Origin of the sequence: Sphingomonas sp. (assembly GCF_017744835.1) — a bacterium.
GTDB lineage: Bacteria > Pseudomonadota > Alphaproteobacteria > Sphingomonadales > Sphingomonadaceae > Sphingomonas.
In genome coordinates, this window is sequence record NZ_JAGIAM010000002.1 from 33,624 (window position 1) to 55,782 (window position 22,159).

23 protein-coding genes are annotated in these 22,159 nt (G+C 67.9%); 7 read left to right on the forward strand and 16 right to left on the reverse strand.

Annotated features, from left to right (window positions below):
• Positions 1-25: 25 nt before the first annotated feature.
• Positions 26-2,791 carry a TonB-dependent receptor gene (locus J7500_RS06220; RefSeq protein ID WP_294060739.1) on the reverse strand — a complete coding sequence of 922 codons (2,766 nt, stop codon included), beginning with the start codon at positions 2,789-2,791 and terminating at the stop codon, positions 26-28.
• 247 nt (positions 2,792-3,038) lie between these two features.
• On the opposite strand from J7500_RS06220, the gene rplU reads away from it, so the two are divergent.
• The 4 genes from rplU to J7500_RS06240 all read left to right on the forward strand — a co-directional run bounded on the left by rplU (position 3,039) and on the right by J7500_RS06240 (position 5,144).
• On the forward strand, positions 3,039-3,419 hold the full coding sequence (rplU, locus tag J7500_RS06225) for a 50S ribosomal protein L21 (protein WP_294060741.1): 381 nt from the start codon (positions 3,039-3,041) through the stop codon (positions 3,417-3,419).
• Between the two features lie 24 nt (positions 3,420-3,443).
• Complete coding sequence (gene rpmA, locus J7500_RS06230) at positions 3,444-3,713, forward strand: 50S ribosomal protein L27 (protein ID WP_294060742.1); 270 nt, start codon at positions 3,444-3,446, stop codon at positions 3,711-3,713.
• A 170-nt stretch (positions 3,714-3,883) separates the two neighbouring features.
• The gene (locus J7500_RS06235; RefSeq protein ID WP_294060743.1) at positions 3,884-4,444 is read left to right on the forward strand and encodes a GNAT family N-acetyltransferase; all 561 of its coding nucleotides are present in this window, start codon (positions 3,884-3,886) and stop codon (positions 4,442-4,444) included.
• A 112-nt stretch (positions 4,445-4,556) separates the two neighbouring features.
• Positions 4,557-5,144, forward strand: coding sequence for a TetR family transcriptional regulator (locus tag J7500_RS06240; RefSeq protein ID WP_294060744.1), 588 nt, complete (start codon positions 4,557-4,559; stop codon positions 5,142-5,144).
• A 1-nt stretch (position 5,145) separates the two neighbouring features.
• On the opposite strand, the gene J7500_RS06245 is transcribed toward J7500_RS06240, so the two are convergent.
• The 6 genes from J7500_RS06245 to obgE form a co-directional block, all read right to left on the reverse strand.
• Positions 5,146-7,110: an ATP-binding protein gene (locus J7500_RS06245; RefSeq protein WP_294060745.1), complete on the reverse strand. Its 1,965-nt coding sequence runs from the start codon at positions 7,108-7,110 to the stop codon at positions 5,146-5,148.
• 52 nt (positions 7,111-7,162) lie between these two features.
• Positions 7,163-8,425: an aminotransferase class I/II-fold pyridoxal phosphate-dependent enzyme gene (locus J7500_RS06250; RefSeq protein ID WP_294060746.1), complete on the reverse strand. Its 1,263-nt coding sequence runs from the start codon at positions 8,423-8,425 to the stop codon at positions 7,163-7,165.
• A gap of 6 nt (positions 8,426-8,431) precedes the next feature.
• The gene (locus J7500_RS06255) at positions 8,432-8,674 is read right to left on the reverse strand and encodes an acyl carrier protein (RefSeq protein ID WP_294060747.1); all 243 of its coding nucleotides are present in this window, start codon (positions 8,672-8,674) and stop codon (positions 8,432-8,434) included.
• A 74-nt stretch (positions 8,675-8,748) separates the two neighbouring features.
• Positions 8,749-9,654, reverse strand: a complete 906-nt coding sequence (locus J7500_RS06260; protein WP_294060748.1) for an NAD(P)-dependent oxidoreductase — start codon at positions 9,652-9,654, stop codon at positions 8,749-8,751.
• A gap of 237 nt (positions 9,655-9,891) precedes the next feature.
• Positions 9,892-11,019, reverse strand: coding sequence for a glutamate 5-kinase (proB, locus tag J7500_RS06265; RefSeq protein WP_294060749.1), 1,128 nt, complete (start codon positions 11,017-11,019; stop codon positions 9,892-9,894).
• Positions 11,004-12,059 (reverse strand): GTPase ObgE, encoded by a 1,056-nt coding sequence (gene obgE / locus J7500_RS06270; RefSeq protein WP_294060751.1) that lies wholly within the window; start codon positions 12,057-12,059, stop codon positions 11,004-11,006. Before obgE ends, proB begins: the two co-directional genes overlap by 16 nt.
• Before the next feature lie 162 nt (positions 12,060-12,221).
• Between obgE and lptF the strand changes: the two genes are divergently transcribed.
• Entirely contained in the window at positions 12,222-13,421 is a 1,200-nt protein-coding gene (gene lptF / locus J7500_RS06275; protein WP_294060752.1) for an LPS export ABC transporter permease LptF, read from the forward strand.
• Positions 13,422-13,450: 29 nt separating this feature from the next.
• Positions 13,451-14,515, forward strand: a complete 1,065-nt coding sequence (gene lptG / locus J7500_RS06280) for an LPS export ABC transporter permease LptG (RefSeq protein WP_367112972.1) — start codon at positions 13,451-13,453, stop codon at positions 14,513-14,515.
• A gap of 21 nt (positions 14,516-14,536) precedes the next feature.
• Here the strand turns inward: lptG and J7500_RS06285 are convergent, their stop codons facing one another.
• The 3 genes from J7500_RS06285 to J7500_RS06295 all read right to left on the reverse strand — a co-directional run bounded on the left by J7500_RS06285 (position 14,537) and on the right by J7500_RS06295 (position 16,302).
• On the reverse strand, positions 14,537-14,827 hold the full coding sequence (locus tag J7500_RS06285; RefSeq protein ID WP_294060754.1) for a type II toxin-antitoxin system RelE/ParE family toxin: 291 nt from the start codon (positions 14,825-14,827) through the stop codon (positions 14,537-14,539).
• Positions 14,824-15,081 (reverse strand): type II toxin-antitoxin system ParD family antitoxin, encoded by a 258-nt coding sequence (locus J7500_RS06290; protein WP_294060755.1) that lies wholly within the window; start codon positions 15,079-15,081, stop codon positions 14,824-14,826. Before J7500_RS06290 ends, J7500_RS06285 begins: the two co-directional genes overlap by 4 nt.
• 129 nt (positions 15,082-15,210) lie before the next feature.
• Positions 15,211-16,302 carry a fatty acid desaturase gene (locus J7500_RS06295; protein ID WP_294060756.1) on the reverse strand — a complete coding sequence of 364 codons (1,092 nt, stop codon included), beginning with the start codon at positions 16,300-16,302 and terminating at the stop codon, positions 15,211-15,213.
• 179 nt (positions 16,303-16,481) lie between these two features.
• Here J7500_RS06295 and J7500_RS06300 point away from each other — a divergent pair, with 179 nt between their 5' ends.
• Positions 16,482-17,633, forward strand: a complete 1,152-nt coding sequence (locus tag J7500_RS06300) for an N-acetyltransferase (RefSeq protein WP_294060757.1) — start codon at positions 16,482-16,484, stop codon at positions 17,631-17,633.
• A gap of 43 nt (positions 17,634-17,676) precedes the next feature.
• Here the strand turns inward: J7500_RS06300 and J7500_RS06305 are convergent, their stop codons facing one another.
• The 6 genes from J7500_RS06305 to J7500_RS06330 all read right to left on the reverse strand — a co-directional run bounded on the left by J7500_RS06305 (position 17,677) and on the right by J7500_RS06330 (position 22,148).
• Positions 17,677-17,958, reverse strand: coding sequence for a hypothetical protein (locus J7500_RS06305; protein WP_294060758.1), 282 nt, complete (start codon positions 17,956-17,958; stop codon positions 17,677-17,679).
• Positions 17,959-18,201: 243 nt separating this feature from the next.
• Positions 18,202-18,972, reverse strand: a complete 771-nt coding sequence (gene xth, locus J7500_RS06310) for an exodeoxyribonuclease III (protein ID WP_294060759.1) — start codon at positions 18,970-18,972, stop codon at positions 18,202-18,204.
• Positions 18,973-19,012: 40 nt separating this feature from the next.
• Positions 19,013-19,354 (reverse strand): iron-sulfur cluster insertion protein ErpA, encoded by a 342-nt coding sequence (gene erpA / locus J7500_RS06315; RefSeq protein WP_294061117.1) that lies wholly within the window; start codon positions 19,352-19,354, stop codon positions 19,013-19,015.
• A gap of 198 nt (positions 19,355-19,552) precedes the next feature.
• Positions 19,553-20,758, reverse strand: coding sequence for a M23 family metallopeptidase (locus J7500_RS06320; protein WP_294060760.1), 1,206 nt, complete (start codon positions 20,756-20,758; stop codon positions 19,553-19,555).
• Between the two features lie 122 nt (positions 20,759-20,880).
• Entirely contained in the window at positions 20,881-21,678 is a 798-nt protein-coding gene (locus tag J7500_RS06325) for a ferritin-like domain-containing protein (RefSeq protein ID WP_294060761.1), read from the reverse strand.
• Positions 21,675-22,148: a peroxiredoxin gene (locus J7500_RS06330; protein ID WP_294060763.1), complete on the reverse strand. Its 474-nt coding sequence runs from the start codon at positions 22,146-22,148 to the stop codon at positions 21,675-21,677. The genes J7500_RS06325 and J7500_RS06330 overlap by 4 nt, the downstream gene beginning before the upstream one ends.
• Between the last annotated feature and the right edge of the window lie 11 nt (positions 22,149-22,159).

Consider the following 22,159-nt stretch of genomic DNA (forward strand, 5'->3'; position numbering starts at 1 on the left):
GCCACACGAGCCCCCTTCCCTATCGTCAGAACTGCGCGGTGAAGCGCCCGTAGAGGAACCGTCCGTTGAAGCCGAACGGCGAGAAGCCGCTGTACGGCTGGTAATAGGCGTCAATCGGGTAGAAGCCGCCGACATTTGCGGGCCGCGCGCCGGTGGGGCGTGCGGTGGGATAGACGTCGAACAGGTTGTTCGCGCCGAACGCGAAGGTCGCATGTTCCTTCAGCGTCACGCGCAGCTCCAGGTCGGTGACCCATTTGGGATCGAGGAACACGTCGTCGGGCCCATAATCGGTGAGGCTGGTCGGCGCTGCGATCGGGGCCGCCGCGCCGGGTGCGATCACGCGCCCGTAGCGCGTCGTGCGCGCAGTGATGCCGAACGCGCCCAGCGTGCCGTCGGCGCTCAGCACGACCTTGTCCTTGGGCTGGCCGTTGGTGAAGCGGATGCCCTCGAGCCGGCCGAACAGCACCAGCCCCGGAATCTCCGCGAGCGGGCCCAGATCGGTGATGCGCCGGTCGATCCGGTTGGTGTTGCGGTTGTACGCCGCGGAGAGCGACCAGTTGCCCAGCCCTTCGAGGCCGAGGCGATAGGTGGCGACCACATCGACACCCTCGGTGGTCGTGTCGAGGCCGTTGATGAAGAAGCGCGCCGCGCCCACCGACTGGAAGCCGTTCGCGTCGAGGATCGCCTTCACCGCCGCGTTCACCGCCGCGGTGCCGCTGCCCGCCGCGCCGAGGTTCTCGGTGAGGACGATCCGGTCCTTGATCTTGATGTGGTAGTAATCGGCAGTGACGTTGAAGCCGCGGAACGGGTTCAGCGTCGCACCCGCGCTCCAGTTGACCGACTTCTCAGGCTCGAGCGGCTTTGAGCCCAGTGCCCGCGCGACGGGGCTGGAGACCGGCTGGGTGCTGATCTCCACCGGCACGCCCGAGATGAAGTTGGTCGAGGTGGTGGTGAAATATTGCTGGTGCAGCGACGGCGCGCGGAAGCCGTTCGACACCGAACCGCGCACGGCAATCCCCGGCGTCACTTCGAAGCGCGCGGCGAGCTTGCCGTTGAGCGTGCCCCCGAAGTCCGAGAAATGCTCGTAGCGCCCGGCCACCGTGACGGTGAAGCCTTCGAACGGGTCGGTATCGAGCTCGACATAGCCGGCATAGCTGTGGCGGCTGACGTCGGTCGCGGCCGAGGCCGGGAAGCCCGGGAAGCCCTGCGCCCCCACCAGCGCGCCGCGGCCGGGGAAGCTGCACACGCTGGTGCCAGCGTTGAACACGCCGCCGAGCGTCGCGCAATTGGCGGCAGTCGTCGTCTGCGAGGCGATGAAATAGGGCCCGATCGCATAGGATTGCGTCTCGCCGGGGCGGATGTTGAACGAATCGCTGCGATATTCGGCGCCGAAGGCCAGCGTCAGCGGCTTGGCAAAGCCGAGCTCGAACTCGTGGCTCAGGTCCAGGTTCGCGGTCAGCTGGCCGAACGCCAGCCCGCCCGAGTCGAAGTCGGTCTGCGAACCCGGCCCGTACGAGGTGTTGAGGCTGTTCTCGGTGCGATAATCGAACTGGTTGTGGCCGTAGACGACCGACAGATCGGTCGAGAGGCCGCCCAGGTCGCCGCGAAGGCCGATCGCCGCCGAATAATCCTCCAGGTTCGAATGGATGAACGGCAGGAAGCCGTCGGGGCGCAGCGGCACGAAATTGGCCGTGGTCGGCGTCGTCGCGGGGGTGATCACCGACCAGTCGCGGTTGTTCGCCGAGGCCGACTGGCGCCAGTTCGCCGCGCTCAGCCCGTCGCGCTTGGCATAGGAGCCGAAGGCATAGAGCTCGAACCCGCCGACCGGCACGCCCGCGTTGACGAAGACGTTATAGTCCTCGGTCTTGGGGTCGCCATATTGGAAGTTGAGCCGGTTGAAGCCGACTTCGCGCGGGTCGAACGCCGCGGTCGGCCGGTTGTAGTTGGGGCGCAGATCGTATCCGGCGCGGTTGGTGTTGTCACGATCACGATATTCGGCGGTCAGGTTGACATAGCCCTCGGCGCCGACCGGCAGGCCGATGTTGAAGCCGAGCGTCCACAGGTCGCCGTCATTCGCCTTGCGCTCGCCGTCGCGATTGGCCGCGAAGATGCGCGTGTCGGCAGGATCGAGCGTTGGTGCGCCGCCGGTCAGCGCCAGGCCCGTGACCCGGGGCACGCCCTCCAGCGTAGTGATATACTTGCCATAGCTCACTTGCGCGCGGCCGCCGTGGTTGGCGCGCTTGAGCTGGACGTTGATCACGCCCGCAATCGCGTCCGAGCCATATTGCGACGAGGCGCCGTCGCGCAGCACTTCGATTCGGTCGATCGCCAGTGCGGGAATCGTGTTGAGGTCGACTGCGGCCGATCCGCGGCCCACCGATCCGTTGACGTTGAGCAGCGCCGAGACGTGGCGGCGCTTGCCGTTGACCAGCACCAGCGTCTGGTCCGGCGCAAGCCCGCGCAGCGAGGCGGGGCGGATCACGTCGGTGCCGTCGGTGATCGAGGGCTGCGGGAAATTGAACGAAGGGACGAGCTGGTTGAGGATTTTGTTGGTCTCGCCCAGCCCCGAGCTCGCCATCGCATCGGACGAGATCACGTCGATCGGCACCGGGCTGTCCGCCACGGTGCGGTTGGCGGCGCGCGAGCCGGTGACGACAATGGTGCTGCCGGGGCCCTCGTCGGCAGCGGTTTGAGGAGCCTGGTCGGCGGGAGTCGCAGTCTGGGCGCGGGCCGAAGTGGCGAATGCCAGGATGGAAGCGGTTGCCGAAAGCACGAAGATGGAACGACGCATGTCTTGCCTCCCACTCGAAGCGGAAGCTTTTCCGCTTTCCGGGCAGCACTATGCGGCGTTATTTCAGCAACGAAACAGCAACACTGCTGCGCTGCAGTAGAATTGCGGACCTGTGTTGCGAGGGGGCAACAGGGTTTTTGCGCCCGATGGCGGTTGACAGAAGCCCCGCCATCCCTTAGCTGCGCCCTTCCTCCTGCCGGGGTTATCCTTGGCGGGCACATGCATTTTGTAGGTTGAGACAAGAGCCATGTTCGCAGTCGTGCGCACGGGCGGCAAGCAGTATCGCGTTGCCGCAGGAGACAAGATCGTCGTCGAGAAGCTCGAGGGCGAGGCCGGTTCGACGGTCACGCTGGGCGACATCCTGCTCGCCGGCGAAGGCAGCGAGCTGAAGGCTACCGACGGGCTGACCGTCTCGGCCGAGATCATCGCGCAGGCGAAGGGCGAGAAGGTCATCGTCTTCAAGAAGCGCCGCCGGCACAATTATCGCCGCAAGAACGGCCATCGCCAGCAGCACACGATCCTGAAGATCACCGCCATCGGTGCGCAGGAAGAGAAGAAGAAGGCCGCGCCCAAGGCGAAGAAGGCCGCCGCTCCCGCCGAGGCCGAAGCCCCGGCCGCGGAAGCGTAAGCAGAGATTCGAGGAGTATAGGCAATGGCACATAAGAAGGCAGGCGGCTCTTCGCGTAACGGTCGTGATTCGGCCGGCCGTCGTCTCGGCGTGAAGAAGTTCGGTGGTGAGCTCGCGGTCGCGGGCAACATCCTCGTGCGTCAGCGCGGCACCAAATTCTACCCGGGCGTGAACGTGGGCATGGGCAAGGACCACACCCTCTTCGCGCTCGTAGACGGCCGCGTGTCGTTCAAGGAAGGCAAGCTTGGCCGCAAGTTCTGCTCCGTCGACGCGATTATGGAAGCCGCCGAGTAACATCGGGCAGCCAGCCGGGTTGCCCACCAGGGTGACCCGGGTCCGCACGGACCAGCTGAAAAGGGAGACGGGTCGCCCCGGCTCCCTTTTTTCATGCTCCCTCCCCCTGCAGTGTCCCCGGCCTGTCATGCTGACGGGCCAAGGCGCTGGCCGTCACGAGGAGAGTGATCATGTTCGCGCGTACGCAGAGACTTACGCTGAGGCCCGGATGGCCCGAGGACGCACCCGAGCTGGTGCGCGCAATCGGCCACGAGGCGGTCGTGACCAAGCTGAGCAAGGCGCCCTGGCCCTATACGCTCGGCGATGCGCTCGACTTCCTGAAGCAGCCGCAGGCGATCGGCGAGAAGGCGATGCTGATCTATGCGCATCACCCGGACGCAGTGCGTCTGGTGGGCGGCATCGGCATCCACCTCGACGAGGAAGGCAACCACGAGCTCGGCTATTGGCTGACGCCCGGCGCCTGGGGCCGCGGCTATGCGACCGAGGCCGCGCGCGCGGTGATCGCCAATGCGCGCCACACGTTGCGGCTGCGCAAGCTGACGGCCGGGCATTTCACCGACAACCCCGCCTCGGGCCGCGTGCTGCGCAAGCTCGGTTTCCGCCCGACCGGCAAGATCGCGCCGACCTTCTGCCGCGCGCGCGGCGAACCGGTGGCGACGGCGCGGTTCGAACTCGACCTGACCGGCGAGGACAGCTGCGACGACCCGGCGCGCGGCAAGATGGCGGCCTGACGGCGCGCCGCAAAGCGCCTCCCGCCGAGACGGCCCGGCGGGAGGCTTTGCTTTCGCGCGCGCTTTCCGCCACAGCATGGCGAACACCGGGACAACCAAAATTTCCGATTTCATGCCCGCCGATCGACGCAAGCGCCTTTCCCCCGAGCAGTCGCGCGACGCCGCGCTCGAAGCCGCGCGGGCGCTGCTGATCGAATCGGGGCCGCAGGCGGTGACGCTGAAGGCAGTCGCGACGCGGATCGGGCGGACGCACGCCAATCTCCTCCACCATTTCGGATCGGCCGCAGGGCTGCAGAAGGCACTGGCCGCGAGCATCGCCGATTCGGTCGTCGCCAAGATCGCCGCCGCGGTGCTGCGCGCGCGCGAGGGCGACCATGACCCGCGCGAAGTCGTCGACCTGACCTTCGACGCCTTCGGCTGCGAAGGCGCCGGTGCGCTGGCGAGCTGGATGATCCTCACCGGCAACGAGGACGCGCTCGACCCGATCCTCGAGGCGATCCACCGGCTGGTCGACGAGATCGGCGAAGGCCACAGCGACCAGGCGATGCCGCTCCATGAAGAGACGCTGCAGCTCACGCTGATGGCGCTGGGCGATGCACTGCTCGGCGCCCCCATGGCCCGCGCGCTGGGGCTTTCGCGCGACAAGGCCCGCGAGCTCGCCGCGGCGCAGCTGCGCAACTCTGTGGTGAGCGAAGGCTAGGCTACTCCGCCGCGGCGCGCGTGCGCTTGGCTTCGTTCTCGATGGCCTCGGAGATCGCCCGGGCGAGGCCGGCGAGCGTATAGGGCTTGCGGAGCACCGAATGGCCCGAGAAGGCCTCGGGCTCGGCCTCGCCGGCGAATCCGGTGACGAACAGCACCGCCACGCCGTCGATCGAATCACCCAGCCCGGCGATCATCTCGGGCCCGGTCAGCCCCGGCATCAGCACGTCGGTGACGATCAGGTCGAGGGCGTCCATCCGCGCCACCACAGAGCGCGCGGCGAGCGGGTCGTCGCAGGACGTGACGCGATGGCCCAGTTCCTCGATCGCCGCAACCGTGGCGGTGAGCACGCGCGGGTCGTCCTCGACGACGAGCACGTTGAGGCTGAGCGCGGGCAAATCCGCGGACAGGGTCGGCAGCTCGGGCTCGGCCGCCGCCATCGCCTCGCCGACATAGCGCGGCAAATAGAGGGTGACGCTCGTGCCCTTCCCCGGCTGGGTCTCGATCCCGATCTCGCCGTCCGACTGGCGCACGAAACCGAAGATCTGGCTGAGCCCCAGCCCCGTCCCCTTGCCGACTGGCTTGGTCGTGAAGAATGGCTCGAACACGCGGTCGAGCACTTCGGGGGGCATGCCGCAGCCGGTGTCGCTGACCGTGATCGTGACATAGCTGCCCGGCGCGCATTCGCCGACTTCGCCCGCCGTCAGTTCGGCGCAGCCTGTCGAGATGGTGAGCGTGCCCCTGCCCTCCATCGCGTCGCGCGCGTTTACCGCGAGGTTGAGCAGCGCATTCTCGAGCTGGTGGCGGTCGACCCAGACGCGCCAGCCCTTGCCCTTGTCGCGGGTCTTGACGCGGATCGTGTCGCCGAGCGTGCGGTCGAGCAGGTCGGACATGCCGCCGATCAGCGTCCCCGCCTCGACCGCCTCGGGCAGCAGCGGCTCGGCGCGCGAGAAGGCGAGCAGGCGGCGGGTGAGCGCGGCAGCGCGGTTGGCGCCCTCCATTGCATTCTCGATGTGGCGCTGGGCATCGGGCCCGCCGCTGTGGAGATGGCGCTTGGCGAGCTCGAGCCCCCCGAGGACGACCGCCAGCATGTTGTTGAAGTCGTGCGCGATGCCGCCGGTGAGCTGGCCCACTGCCTCCATCTTCTGCACCTGGCGGAGCTGCGCCTCGGCCTGCTCGCGCTCGTGCGCCTCGGCGCGGAGCTGCGCGGTCGCGGCCTCGACCGCGCGCTGGAGCTCGGCGGCGCGCTCGCGCTGGGCATTGGCCTCGGCGTCGGCGACGGCGCGCTCGCCCTGTGCCTCGATGGCGAGCCAGCCGAGCACGACGGCGCCGAGCACGATCGAAATGCCGAATCCCATCAGAATCCGCGAGGCCATGTTCGAATTCTCGATCAGCTGCCCCGCGGCCTCGGTCCGCTCGCGCAGCACGCCGCGCTCGACGTCGACGACGCGGCCGAGCAGCGCCTCGACTCGCTGGCGCGCCGGACTCTGGCGGACACGGTAATAACTGCCCCAGGCGTCGCTGTTGCGGTTGAACGCCGAATAGGAGGCGGTCTCGTTGAGTTCCTGCCCGCGCTCCTGGAACGCCTTCTGGAGCCGCACAATCTGCGCCTGCTGGCCCGCATTGCCTGCGGTGGCCTGGCGCAGCCGGACGAGTTGCTCGCCCGCGCGCGTCCAGGAGGCGGCATATTGCTGGCCGAGTTGCTTGTCGGCGCTCACCACATAGCGGCCCAGCGCGGCCTCTGCCGAGGAGATGGCGCCCGAGAGCTGGTTGGCGCGCAGCATGATCTCGAAGCTGTGCTGCTGGAGCGCCAGCGCGCGGTCGCGCTCGCGGTCGGTGCGCTGCTGCAGGACTAGGATAGCCGCGAGCACGCCGACGCCGAGCAGCGTCAGCAGCCCCAGCATCCAGATCCGCCAATTCGTCGCACTGACGATGCGGTCGAGCACATTGGCAGGCGCTTCGCTCATCGTCCTGAATCTAGGCGACGAGTCCCGCTTCTGAAAAGCAAAAGCTTTCGCTTCAGCTGATTACGCCAACGGCCTGCCCCGCGGCATGGAACATTTTCAAGACTTGCTGAACCTGCTCGGCCGAATGTTCGGCGCAGAGCGAGCAGCGCAGCAGAAAAGTGCCGGCCGGCGTCGCGGGCGGGCGCGCCATGTTGACGTAGAGGCCGCCGTCGAGCAGCGCCTGCCACATCATCACGGCCTGCTCCTGGTCCTCGAGGATGACTGCGATGATTGCGCTGTCCGGAGTCTCGGTGCCGAGCTTGAAGCCCATCGCCTTGAGCCCGGCGTGAAGCGTGCGGGCATTCTCCCACAAGTGCGCGCGCTTGTTGTGCGCATGCATCAGCTTGCGGATCGAGGTGGCGGCGGTCGCGACCACCGAGGGAGGCAGCGACGCGGTGAAGATGTAGGGGCGACAGGCGAGCCGCACCGCTTCGAACTTGGGGTGGTTCGAGACGCAGAAGCCGCCGACGGTGCCCACCGACTTGGAGAAGGTGCCGACCACGAAGTCGACCTGGCCTTCGAGCCCCTGATCCTCATAGACGCCGCGGCCGTTGGGGCCGAAGAAGCCCATCGAATGCGCCTCGTCGACGAGCACCATCGCGCCGTGCTTCTTCGCGACCGCAACCATCTCGCGAAGCGGCGCGATGTCGCCGAGCATCGAATAGACGCCCTCGAGCACCACCAGCTTGCCTGCCTCGACAGGCAGGCGGCCGAGGCGCTTGTCGAGGTCGGTCACGTCGTTGTGGCGGAACCGGACGATCTCGGCATAGCCCTGCTTGCAGCCGTCGTAGATCGAGGCATGGCTGTCGGCGTCGAGGATGACGTACTCGCCCTTCCCCGCCAGCGTCGAGATGATGCCGAGATTGGCCATATAGCCCGTCGAGAAGACGATCGCGCCCGACACGCCGTAGAAGTCGCGCAGCGCCTGCTCGACTTCCATATGGTCCTGGAAGGTGCCGTTGAGCATGCGGCTGCCGTTGGTGCCCGAACCGAACTGGTCGAGCGCGTCCTTGCCGGCCTGGATCACGTCCGGGTCGAAGGTCATGCCCATGTAGTTGTAGGTACCGAGCAGGATCGTGTCCTTGCCCTTGATCACCGCCTCGGTGGGCGACTTGACCTTCTCCATCACGATCGCGAACGGATCGGTGACGCCGCTGTCGAGCAGCTTCTGCCGCTCGGCGATCAGGCCGTCGAACTTGGACATGAGGTCGCGTTCCGGCGCGACCGCGGCCGGATCGGCGGGAAGCGCGTCGGCGGTGTTCAGGCTGTCGGTCACTTGGTCTTAGCCCTTGAGCTTCTGCACCGCGTCGACCAGCTGGCCGACATTCTCGATCTCGGCCTGCATGTTCATCGTGATGATGATGTCGAACTCGTCCTCGATCGCCGCGACGAAGTCCATCACGGTGAGGCTGTCCCATTCGAGGTCGCCGGCGAAAGTGGTGCTCTCGGTGAGCGTCACGCCCTTCTTGTTGAAGGGCTCGATCTGGGCTTTGACGGTCTCGAAGACGGTAGCGCGGTCTGTCATGGGCGGTCCCTTAGTGCGATCCCCGCGCGGTGCCAAGAAAATGCGGCGGAAACGGGCCCGCGGCGGGGCGATGGCTAGAGCAGCCCCTGCTGGCGGTACCACACCGCGGTGGCAGCGAGGCCCGCGGGGGTTTCGACCTGGGGAGTCCAGAGATTGGCCGGCGGACGCTTCGCCGCGTCGATCACCCAGTCCTCGTGGCAGAAATAGGCGACGCGATCGGGGGTGAGCTTGGCGCCGGGGCCGCGTACCAGCCGATCGAGCTGCGCGCCCGCCATCAGCAGCATCCGCGGGAGCGCGATGGTGGCAACGCGCTTGCCGACCGCGGTGCCGATCGCGCGGGCGAATTCCTTATGGCTCCACCCGCCCTCGACCCCGTCGTCGGCATCGAGGATCTGGCGGCGCGCGCCGGTGAGCGCGAGCGCGAGCAGCAGCCGCGCGAGGTCGCCGACCTCGAGCACCGACAGCCGGCCGCCGGGCGGGAGCAGCGCGAGGCCGCGCTTCGCCAGCCGGAACAGCTCGAGCATCTCCATGTCGCCGGGACCGTAGATCGCCGGGGGGCGGACGATCGTCCAGTCGAGCCCCGAGGCCATGACGAGCGCGTCGCCCTCCGCCTTGGACCAGCCATAGGCCGACATGCCCGGCTCGCGCGCGGCGAGCGACGAGACATGGACGAAGCGCCGCACCCCGGCGCCCTCGGCCGCGGCGACGATGTTGCGCGCCCCCTCGATGTTGCCGCGGGCGAAGCCCTCGCGGTCGGGCGCGTTGACCACGCCGGCGACGTGGATCACGGCATCGGCGCCCCGGCACAGCTCGGCCAGCGCTTCGGGCGCATGAAGGTCGCCGCGCACCCAGGCGATGTTCGCCCGCCCGGCCTGCTCGCGGCGCGTGAGCGCGCGGACATGATGCCCCGCCTCGGTCGCGATCGCGATCAGCCGCGAACCGACGAAACCGGTGCCGCCGGTGATCGCCAGCGTGCTCATCGATTTTGCTCACCCGAAGGGAGGGCGCGAGGAAGAACGTCGTTCACCCAAAGGCGCAAAGGCGCAAAGAGAAGAGCCCTCCGCGAAGGCGGCAGAAAACGATCCAGAGCGGCAAGCGGAGGCGCTGCGGTTTTCCCCGCGCTTCGCGCAAGTCCGGGCGCCTTTGCGCCTTTGCGCCTTTGCGTGAACCAGTTTCCCTTCGCGCCTTCGCGCCTGTGCGTGAGCCTCATCACGCTGTCACAATAGCGCCATGTGGCTGCGGTGGACCAGCGCCGCGCGCGGTGCGTAGCCGAGCAGCTCGGGCAGCTCGTCGCTGCGGCGGCCGACGATGCGGGCGGCTTCCTCGCTGGCGTACTCGGCGAGGCCGCGGGCGAGCTGGCGGCCGTCGGGGCCGACCACCACGACCAGGTCACCGCGCGCGAAGCGGCCCTCGACGCGCGTCGCGCCCGCGGAGAGCAGGCTGCGCCCGCCGCGCAGCGCCTCGGCGGCGCCGGCATCGATGTGGATCTCGCCCTTGGCGGTGAGCCCGCCGCGCAGCCAGGCTTTCCGCGCCGGCGCACTCTTCTGGGCGAGGAACAGCGTCCCCCCGCCCTGCTCCAGCGCGCGCAGCGGATGCTCGACGCGGCCGGTGGCGATGCCGAGATGCGCGCCCGCGCTGGTCGCGATCCGCGCCGCCTCGACCTTGGAGACCATGCCCCCCGATCCCATGCCCGATGCCGAATTGGCGTCGGCCATCCCCGCGACATCGGCGATCCGCTTGACCAGCGGGATCAGCTTCGCGTCGGGATTGGTCGTCGGATTGGCGGTGTAGAGCCCATCGACGTCCGAGAGCAGGATCACCCCGTCTGCCCCCGCCGCACCGCCGACGCGCGCGGCGAGCCGGTCGTTGTCGCCGAAGCGGATCTCCTCGGTCGCGACGCTGTCGTTCTCGTTGATGACCGGCACGACGCCCAGCTTGAGCAGCCGATCGAGCGTCGCCGAGACGTTGAGATAGCGGCGCCGGTCCTCGAGATCGTCGAGCGTGACGAGCATCTGCGCGGCGGTGAGCCCCTGCGCGTGGAGCAGCTCGGCCCATGTGCCCGAAAGCGCGATCTGGCCGGTGGCGGCAGCCGCCTGCGCATCCTCGAGGCTGGCGCGGCCGCCCTTGGGGAGCCCCAGCCGTCGCGCGCCAAGCGCGATCGCGCCCGAGGAGACGATGACGAGCTGCTGCCCCGCGCGGGCGCGCTCGGCCAGGTCCTCGACCAGCCCCGCGAGCCATTCGCGCCGCACGCGCCCGTCCGGCGCGACGAGCAGCGCCGAGCCCACCTTCACGACGAGGCGGGGGCAAGACGAAGGGGCGAGGGCGCCGCTTAGATCGGCGACCATTCGACGGGATCCTCCCCCTGGTCGTCGGCAGGCACTTCGAGCGTGGCGGGCGCGGGGCCGATCGCTTCGAGAAGCTGGTCGAGCACCCAGTCGACGCCGACACCGCTGGCGCCCGACATCGGGATCACCTTCGCTCCGCTGGCTTCCTCGAGCTCGGCCGAGAGCGCCTCGATCAGCTCGTCGTCGAGCGTGTCGATCTTGTTGAGCGCGACCACCACCGGCTTGTCGACCAGCCCGCCGCCATAGGCTTCGAGCTCCTCGCGGACGATGCGATAGCTTTCGGCCACGTCCTCGTCATTGGCGTCGACCAGATGGAGCAGCACGCGGCAGCGCTCGATATGGCCGAGGAAGCGGTCGCCGATGCCCGCGCCGTCGGCGGCGCCTTCGATCAGGCCGGGTATGTCGGCGACGACGAACTCGCGCTGCTTGTGGCGCACCACGCCGAGCTGGGGCCGCGTCGTAGTGAAGGCATAGGCCCCGACCTTGGCCTGGGCGTTGGTCACCTGGTTGATGAAGGTCGACTTGCCGGCGTTGGGCAGCCCCACTAGCCCGGCATCGGCGAGCAGCTTGAGCCGCAGCCACACCCAGGCTTCCTCATAGGGCCAGCCGGTACCGTGCTGGCGCGGCGCGCGGTTGGTCGAGGTCTTGTAGCTGGCGTTGCCGCGCCCGCCGTCGCCCCCGCGCAGGAAGACGATGCGCTCGCCGACCTTGGTCAGGTCCGCGAGCAGCGTGCGCTCCTCGTCATCGGCGAGGATCTGGGTGCCCACGGGCACCTTGATCACCAGGTCGTCGCCGCCCGCGCCGGTGCGGTTCGAGCCCGAGCCGCCATGTCCGCGGGCCGCGCGGAAATGCTGGGTGTAGCGGAAGTCGATGAGCGTATTGAGGCCGGCCACCGCCTCGAAGATGATGTCGCCGCCCTTGCCGCCGTTACCGCCGTCGGGGCCGCCATATTCGATGAACTTCTCGCGCCGGAAGCTCACCGCGCCCGGGCCGCCGGCGCCCGAACGCACGAAAATTTTCGCCTGATCCAGAAAATGCATGCGTCCGCCATATAGAGAAAGACGCGCCCACGTCACCCCGCGGCGAGCCGAGGCGCCACTTTCGTGCTGGCAAGCGCCGGAACCGGGGCTATAGGCTTGGCTTTAGGACCAGACGGCGCCCAGGTGCCGGCGAGACCAGAGCAAGGCAACCGTAGCAGCCCCATGAATTCGCTCGATCGCTACATGGCGCGGCTGATCGCGGTTCCGCTGATCTCGACGCTGCTCATCTCCGCGATGCTGCTCGTGCTCGATCGCATGCTGCGTCTGTTCGACTTCGTCGCGACCGAGGGCGGACCGGTGAGCGTGGTGTGGCGGATGCTCGCCAACCTGCTTCCCGAATATCTGGGGCTGGGCATTCCGATTGGGCTGATGCTGGGCGTGCTGCTCGCCTTCCGCCGGCTGGCGACTTCGTCCGAGCTCGACGTGATGCGCGCCGTGGGGCTGAGCTACACGCGGCTGCTCAAAGTGCCATACATGTACGCGATCGCGCTCGCGATCCTGAACCTGTCGATCGTCGGCTTCGTCCAGCCCTGGGCGCGCTACAATTACGAGCAGTTGCGCTTCGAGCTGCGCTCCGGCGCGCTCGGCGCCTCGATCAAGGTCGGCGAGTTCACCAGCTTCGGGCCGCGGATGACGCTGCGGATCGAGGACAGCAAGGACGAAGGGCGCCAGCTCTCGGGCATCTTCGTGCAGATGATCACCGCTGACGGCAATCCGCTGGCGGTGACGGCGGAGACCGGCCAGTTCCTGCGATCGGACGATCCCGACACGATCATCTTCCGCCTGACCAACGGCACGCTGATCCATCGCGACAAATCGTCGAACGTGCCGCGCGTGCTGACCTTCACCACGCACAGCCTGCCGATCCCGCTGCCCAAGTACGAGCAGTTCCGCCGGCGCGGCGACAAGAACCTCGAGCTCACGCTTCCCGAGTTGGCGATCATCGGCAAGAGCGCCGCAGTGACAGACGAGCAGCGCCACACCAGCCGCGCGGCCTTCCACTTCCGGCTGGCGGAGGTCGTCTCGATGTTCCTGCTGCCGATGCTCGCCGCGGCGCTGGGCATCCCGCCCAAGCGATCGACTTCGGCGCTGGGCGTGTTCCTGTCGATCGTGATGATCGTCACCTATCACAAGGTGAACGAGTATGCGCAGGCGATCGGCAGCCTGGGGCGGATCGATCCGATCATCGCGCTGTGGGTGCCCTTCGCGATCTTCGCTGGGCTGGTGCTGTGGATGTACCACACCGTCGCCTATGTGCCCGGCGGGCAGCCGATCGGTGCGCTGGAGCGCGTCTTCGCCAAGGCGTGGAAGGCGATCGTGCGCCGCTTCCCCGGCCGCCGCCGGAAGGAGGCCCAGGCGTGAACCTGGCCGGCTTCTTCCCGTCGCGGACCATGTCGCTCTACATGGGCAAGATGTTCCTGGTGCGCACCTTCGCCATATTGGCGGCGCTGGTGCTGGTGCTCCAGGCACTCGACCTGCTGAGCGAATCCGGCCGCATCCTCGCGCACCCGGGCAATGGCGAGGCCGAGGTGTGGCGCTATGTCGGGCTGCGCGCGCCGGAGATCGTCGCGCGCTTCCTGCCCTTCTCGGTGCTGCTGGGGACAATCCTCGCGCTCTCTCAGTTGAATCAGAACAGCGAAGTGATCGCGATGAAGGCCTCGGGGCTTTCGGCGCACCAGGTGCTGGCGCCGCTGATCATCGCGGCGCTGGGCGTGGCGGCGATCTCCTTCGCGTTCAACGAGCGCGTCGTCACGCGCGCCACCTCCACGCTCGAGCAGTGGAAGAAGGTCGATTACGGCCCGCTGCCGATCGACCGGGGCGACCGGTCGAACGTTTGGGTGCGCGACGGCGACCATCTGATCCAGGTCCAGCAGGTGCGCGGACGCGGCGACGCGATCCAGCTCTTCGGCATCACTGTCTATGAGCGCTCGGGACGCACGCTGCGCTCGATGGTGACGGCGACCCGCGGCGTGCGCGACGGCGACGGCTGGCGCGTGGAGAATGCCGAGCGGTTCGACGTGGCCTCCGGCGCGATCACCAAGCTCGGCACGGTCCGCGTCGCCGGCGGCGTGCGGCCGGATCAGTTCACGCTGAGCTCGGTCAACGCCGACGGCCTCTCCTTCGGCGCGCTGCGCGAAGTGATCAGCGACCTGCGCCAGGCCGGCCGCCCGACCAAGGCGCTCGAAGGCTCGCTGTGGCACAAGCTGTCGGGACCGCTTTCGTCGGTGCTAATGCCGCTGCTCGGCGCAGTCGCGGCGTTCGGCGTCGCGCGATCGGGCAAGCTGTTCGTCCGCGCCGTGATCGGCATGGCGCTGGGCTTCCTCTATTTCGTCGCCGACAATTTCGCGATCGCGATGGGCAACCTCGGCGCCTACCCGCCCTTCCTCGCCGCCTGGGCGCCGTTCCTGCTGTTCTTCATGATCGGTGAGGCGGTGCTGCTGCGGACGGAAGAGTAGCAGGAGGCCAACGGCCGCACGCTAATCCAGGATCGCCGCATAGTCCTGGGCGCCGTGCACGACGTGCAGCACCGTCACTTCTTCGGCGGTCGCACGATAGAAGATCAGATAATTGCCGTGCAGACGTCGGCGGATTCCTTGCGCTTCATAGCGAGGGACAAGCGGGAATCTCTCGGGAAAATCTGCGAGCCCAAGACACAGGTCGCGCAATTCCGCCACGAAGCGGAGCGCCCGCTCAGGATTGTCCAGGGCGATGAAGTCGCCAATCGCCTCGACGTCGCGTTCGGCCTCCGCCGTGATGCGGACGATCATTCGGCGCCGTTCGCCATCGCCCGATATTTGGCCTCGAGCCCGTCAAAGACTTCAGACGCGGGCTTGATACGGCCCGCCTCCACATCGGCGATGCCGCGCGCAATCGAGGCGTCCAGCGCCGCGAGCCGCGTCTCCCGGTCCTGAATGAGCCGCACGCCTTCGCGCAGAACCTCGCTCTTGGAGTTGTAGCGTCCCGTCGCGACGAGCTGCGATACGAAAGCCTCCAGCTGATTTCCGAGATCGGCACTGATCATCGACGAACTCCTTCGTCCCATGATATAGGCTCTTATCAACTATTAATAAAGGCAGCAGCGCTCGCCGCAGATGCCCAGAAAAAAGGCCGCCCCGAGAGGCGGCCTTTTATGATTTCGGACTGACCCGCCTCAGCGGATCCCCATCGTGCTTCGTGCGAGCCGGCCGACGAGGCCCGGTAGCCCCTTGTAGCTCGCCTTGTGATAGGGCGAGTCCGGCTCCACCATCGCGGTCAGGCGGGCATGGGCCTTGCCGAGATTGTGATAGGGGACGCTCGGCAGCAGGTGGTGCAGCGCATGGTAGCGCAGGCCGACGGGCGCCCAGAGCGCGGGCAGCAGCGCCGGCGGCGGCACGTTGACGCTGTCGAGATACTGGGCGGTGACGGTCATCGCCTCGCCCTCATTCTCCCACAGGTGCGCGACGAGCGTGCGGATTTGGTTGATGACCGTGATCGCGCCGATCACGCCGAGGTAGACCAGGAACGCGCGCAGCGGCACCACGCGCGTGGCGACGAGCGTGAGCAGGCCGATCACCCAGACGCTGGTCGCGGCTTCCTGCGCGATCCACTGGCTGCGCGCCTCGCCCTCGGGCTGGCGGCGGCGGAACTGCGGATTGATGACGAGGCCCGAATAGCGCTCGACCACGATCTTGCGCAGGCCGGGCACGACCAGCGACAGCGGCGCAAGCACGCCGTAGCGGATCAGCAAGCCGATCGGCGCGAGCGCGGCGACCAGCACGAAGACCGGCAGCGACCAGGGCTTCATCAGCGCCAGCGGCAGATATTCGGGATCGTCGACCGTGCCGTAGCGCGTGCGCGCGTGGTGGAGGTTGTGGACGCCCTCGTACATGAACGACGGCACCATCAGCGGCACGCCGACCAGCGCGTTCCAGCCGAGCCGGAAGCCGGGCAGCGACGAATGCTTCATATGGCTGACTTCATGGATGAAGCTGCCGGCGCGGTAGAGCGCCAGCACCGCCACCGCCGCGGCGAGCAGCGCCTCGCCGGGCATGCTGAGCGTGATGGCGAGCGCCAGCGCGCCATAGCCGACCACCACCGAGGCGATCAGGTCCGCCCAGTAGATCGTCGGGTTGGGCTTGTGCAGGTCGCGCGCGATTTCGGACGCAGCGCGGAGCATCGCCTTGTCGTCGGCGATACGGGGACGCGAAGTGGCGCCCGTGGGCGTCGCCGCTTCACGAAGATCAAAGGCGATACTCGTGTTCATGCTCTGGGCCATTGCCCCGAGATAGTGGCTAGATGTTGGCACGAACAGGGGCACCCCCAAGGCACGCGCTCGGGTGTGGCTTTACGGCACTGGTCCGGCATGGCCACTCCAGCTTCCCGCTTGACAAGCAGCCCGGCTTGGCCGGACTGCACGCAACCTAATCGCAAGAGGCGCCCTCAATGCCCGCAATCACTGTGCGTCCCGTCACTACCAAGGCGGACACCAAGGCCTTCATCGAGCTCGCCTATCGTCTCAACGGCGACGATCCCAACTGGGTCGCCCCGCTGCGCGCCGAAGTCGCCGGGACGATCGACCCCAAGAAGAACGGCTGGTTCAGCCATGCCGAGGCGCAGCTCTTCCTCGCCGAGCGCGAGGGCAAGGTGGTCGGGCGCATCTCGGCGCATATCGACCGGCTCGCGCTCGAGCTGCCGCCCGAGCAGGGCTTCGGCCCGGGCACCGGCTTCTGGGGCCTGTTCGAGGCCGAGGACGAGGCCGTCGCCCAGGCAGTGATCGCGACCGCCGAGGGGTGGCTGCGCGACAAGGGGCTCTCCAGGGCCCTCGGCCCGGTCAGCCTCTCGATCTGGGAAGAGCCCGGCCTGCTGGTGAAGGGGCACGACCATCCGCCGACGGTGCTGATGGGGCATCACCCGGCGCGCTACCAGGGCTGGATCGAGGCGCTGGGCTACGCGCCCGCCAAGAAGCTGCTCACCTATGAGCTCGACATCACCCAGCAGTTCCCGCCGCTCATCCAGCGCATCGTCGCGGCGGGCGAGAAGAACCCGAAGATCCGCATCCGCAAGGTCAACAAGGCCAAGTTCGACGAGGAGGCCGCGATCATCCTCGCGATCCTCAACGACGCATGGTCGGACAATTGGGGCTTCGTCCCCCTCACCCAGCCCGAGATCGACGATGTCGGCAAGAAGCTCAAGCCGCTGGTCTTCGAGGACTTGATCATGATCGCCGAGCTCGAAGGCGAGCCGGTGGCGTTCATGGTGACGCTGCCCGACCTCAACGAGGCGCTCAAGCCGCTCAAGGGCTCGCTCCTCCCCTTCGGCTGGGCCAAGCTGCTGCTGTGGCTGCGCAAGCCCAAGGCCAAGACGATGCGCGTGCCGCTGATGGGCGTGGTCAAGCGGCTGCAGAGCTCGCGCATGGCAAGCCAGCTGGCCTTCATGATGATCGAATATATTCGCCGCGCGGCGGTGCCCAACTATGGCGCGAGCCGCGGCGAGATCGGCTGGATCCTGGAAGACAACCAGGGGATGATCGCGATCGCCGACGCAATCGAAAGCCGCGTCAACCGCGAATATCTGATCTACGCCAAGCCGCTCTAGGGTGGCAGGCCCGCGACGGCCGAGGCGGTCGCGGGCCCTCCCCTCACTTCTTCGGATCGAGCGGGTCGAAGCCCTGCGCGAGCCACTGATCGCGCGTCTTGCAGACCTTGTGCTCGAGGATCGAGCCGGTGATCCGGTCGACGACGCAGTAGCGGGTGTCCTTGTCGGTCGCCCGGGGCGTTTCCTGCGCCTTGGGGGCCTTGGCGCTCGTGTCGGGATCGGGCGCGGCGGCGGCAGGGCCGACGGCGGCGGCGACGAAGGTGGCGGTGGCGGCGAAAGCGATGGCTGCGCGCGAGATGCGGCCGATGTTGCGAGTGCTGATCATATCCCTGGCTCCTCTATTTGGACATCAGGCGCTCCCTCGTTCCGCCTGTGCCCAAGTCATTGCAGAGGCCGTGCCAATTGCCCCGTGGACGGAAAATCAATCACTTAGCCGAACAGCCCACCGCGAGGCACTGCTATAGGCCAGCAATACACGCCAAATATTGGCGTTTGCCGCGATCCCGTGTTCGAAAGGGAACAGTTGGCCTGTCCGGAAACGGACGGGGGACCTCCCCCGCCCCGCGGATCAGCGCAGGGCGACCCAGGTCGGCGCGTGGTCGCTGGCCTTTTCACGGCCGCGATAGTCCTTGTCGACGCCGGCGCCGAGGAAGCGGTCGGCAGCCTGGGGGCTGAGCAGCAGGTGATCGATGCGGAAGCCCGCATCGCGCTGCCAGCAGCCCGCCTGATAGTCCCAGAAGGTCCAGACGCCCCCCTGCGGGAAGCGCGTGCGCAACGAATCGGTCCAGCCCTGCGCGAGCAGCGAACGATAGCGCTGCCGCGATTCCGGCTGCATCAGCGCGTCGGTCGACATGGCTCGAACCGAGAAAGTGTCGTCGTCGTTGGGGATGACATTATAGTCGCCCGCCAGCACGACCAGCCGCTCCTCGGCAAGCAGCGCGCGGGCGCGATCGGCGAGCCGATCCATCCACTTGAGCTTGTAGTCGAACTTGGGGCCGGGTTGCGGATTGCCGTTGGGCAGATAGATCGAGGCGACGACCAGGTCGCCGATCTCGACTTCGATGTAGCGGCTGTGCGCATCCTCGGGATCGCCCGCGAGCCCGCGCTGGCGCTCAACCGGCTGCTGGCCGCGCGCGAGCACGGCGACGCCGTTGAAGCCCTTCTGCCCGTGCCACACCGCGCCATAGCCGGCGGCTTCGATGTCCTTGACCGGCAGCGTCTCGTCGGCGCCCTTCAGCTCCTGGAGGCAGATCACATCCGGCTTCTGCTCGTCGAGATATTCGAGCAGGCGCTCCATGCGCGCCTTGATGCCGTTGACGTTGTAGGTGACGATCTTCATCCCCGCTGGTTAGCCGCGCCCGCCGCGCAGCGCCAGCGCTTCAGACCGAGAAGCTGGTGCCGCAGCCGCAGCCCGAGGCGGCATTGGGATTGGTCACCGCGAAATGCGCGCCGCCGAGATTGTCGACGAAATCGACCTGGGCGCCGCGGACGAGATCGAGGCTGATCGAATCCACGACCAGCCGCACGCCGTCGGTCTCGACCACGCTGTCGTCCTCGGCGACGTCCTCGGCCATGCCGAACTTGTACTGGAAGCCCGAGCAGCCGCCGCCCTCGACCGAGAGGCGCAGGATCGCGGGCTTGCCCTGCTTCGCCGCTATCGCCGCGACGCGGGCCGCAGCGGCGGGAGTCAGTGCGACTTCAGGCTGGGTGATCGTTGCCATGCCGCCGAGATAGTGGCGCGTGCGGCACGAGGCAACGCCGGTCGTGAAAGACACGGACACCGATTCCCCCCCTCCGCCAAGGGGAGGGATCGCATTGCTCCGAAGCTTGCGAGCTTGCGGGCCGATACGATCGCGCAAAAAGAAAAGGGGGCCGCCCCGCAGGCGACCCCTCTCCTCTCCTATCCCTCGAAAAGAGGCTCAGCGCTTGCCGGCGGGGCCGCCGACGCCGCCCGTCACGCGATCCTGCACGGCGACGAGATATTCGCCCGACTGGAGGAACGGGATCGGATTGACGGCCTTGCCATCGACGCGGACTTCGTAGTGGAGATGGCTGCCGGTCGAACGGCCGGTCGAGCCCATCAGGCCGATCATCTGGCCGCGGCGGACGCGGGTGTTGTCGGCGACGAGGATCTTCGAAAGATGGCCGTAGCGCGTCTCGATGCCGCGGCCGTGGTTGATCTCGACCAGATTGCCATAGCCGCCCTGGCGGCCGGCGTGGCTGACGATTCCGTCGGCGGTCGCGTAGATCGGAGTGCCCATCGCGCCGGGGATGTCGACGCCGGCGTGCATCGCCGCGGTGCCGCGGAACGGATCCGAGCGGACGCCGAAGTTGGAGGTGAAGGTGAGCTTGTCGACCGGCTGCATCGACGGGATCGAGATCACCGTCTGCTCGAGCATGTCGAGCTTCTTCCACGTGTTGAACAGCGCGCGGAACTGCGCATCGGCGTTCTCGCTCGAAGCGGCGCCGGCACCGGTGGCGGCAGGAGCATCGCCTTCCTCGACCGGCTCATAGGGGCCGCCCATGCCGCCCTGCACCGTGACGAAGCGCTCGGGCGCGAGGCCGAGGCGGCGCACTTGGGCTGCGGTCTGCTGGAAACGGGCCTCGCCTGCGACGATCGCCTTGCCGGCGAGCGCGACCTGACGCGCTTCGACCTGGCGCAGCGGGGCGAGCATCTCATCGGCGATCGCGCTGGTCCGGGGGGCAGCGGCGGGGGCTTCGCCGGCGGCCGGGGAGGGAACGGCCTGGCCCGAAAGCACTGCGGAGATCATTGCCTGGCGCTGCTCGACACGCAGCGCGTGGAGCTTGGCCGCTTCCTTGGCGGCGGCGACTTCGGCCTGCATCTTGGCGACCTGCTCGCGCATCTTGGCGACCTGCGCCTCGGGCGAGCCCGGCGCAGCGGTCACGCCGCTGATCGCGATCGCGCCGACCATCGCCTGCGCAACGCCATAGCCCGAAAAGAGGACGGTGATTGCGGCCACGCCGGCGAAGAGCGCCTGGGTGCGCCCTGCGACGCTGAAGCGACGAAGGTCGCGGCCGTCGTGGAGAATAAAATCGCGAGTGGTGAAGAATCCGCGGAACCGCTCCCCCAGTCCCGCATTCTTTACGTTCGATGCCTTAGCCATGAATCCCCGGCAAGTCATGGAAGCATCCACCAAGCTGCGACCCGGTGTGCGCTTCTGCTAAACCCAACTGGTCCCAGCTGCAGCCCCTCCGCGCTTGGACGGGAAGCTTGTGCCCAGAGCTGTCAGGAAACGGCAAGAGGCGCGTAATAATCTCGCGTCAGACCGGCAGAGTTGCGCGCCGAGTCGTTGAACGGAGGCTTCAGCAAGCCCCGAAAATTCGTGCGCACAAGCGCTTGCCAGGTCGTTGCGGGATCGATTCGATCTTCCGAACAGGCGGATTCGAACCACACCGTCCCTGCCCGGACATGACGGACCTCATCCTTCAGAATCCGTTCGAAAATCCGCACCGTGGGCACGTCGTCGGCCGCGGCGAAACGCTCGATCGTGGCGGGTGTGACGTCGAGCCCGCGCGCTTCCAGCACCATCGGAACCACCGCCAATCGGGCCAGCCGGTCGTGTGCCGTGGCGGCTGCCGCGTCCCACAATCCGTCGTGCGCCGGCATCGCGCCGTAGAAGCTGCCGAGCTGGTGCAGCCGCCGGTCGAGCAGCGTGAAATGCATCGCCTCGTCGGCGCCGACCTGCATCCAGTCATCGGTGAAGCCGCGCGCGAACTGGCCGCCGAAACGCCCGACGGCGTCGAAGGCCAGGTCGATGGCGGCGAATTCGATGTGCGCCAGCGCGTGGATCAGCGCGATGCGCCCGCGCTCGGAGCCGCCCTTGCCGCGCTTGGGCATGCGGTTGGGCGGCAGCAGCTCGGGCGCGTCGGGGCGCGCCGGGCGATCGGGCATCGCCACGTCGAAGCGATGCTCGAGCCGGCCCAGCCGCCAGTCGCGAGCGGCGGCGCGCGCCGCCTTTACCTTGGCGCGCGGATCGGCGGCATCGAGCACCGCGCGCGCTGCCTCGGCGACGCTCCGGCTCACTTGCCCGAGAGCTCCCGGACCGCGGCCAGCACGGCCTCGGCATGGCCCGGCACGCGCACCTTGCGCCAGGCGCGGACCAGCGTGCCCTGGGCGTCGAACAGAAAGGTCGAGCGGTCGATCCCCATGTAGCGCCGGCCGTAGAGCTGCTTCTCGACCCAGGCGCCGAACGCCTCGAGCGCCACGCCCTCGGGATCGCTCGCGAGCGGCACGGTCAGGTCGTATTTGGCGGCGAACTTCTGGTGCTTGGCCGGCGTGTCCTTCGAGACGCCGAGCAGGCGCGCGCCGAGGGTCGTGAACTCGGGCATCAGCGCGGAGAAATCCTGCGCCTCGCGCGTGCAGCCGGCGGTGTCGTCCTTGGGATAGAAATAGAGGACGAAGGGCTGGCCCAGATAGTCGGTGAGCGCGATTCCGCCGCCCTCGGGCGCGTCGAGCGTGAGCGCGGGGAGCTTGTCGCCTTCCACGATAGCCATGTCGGTCTCCG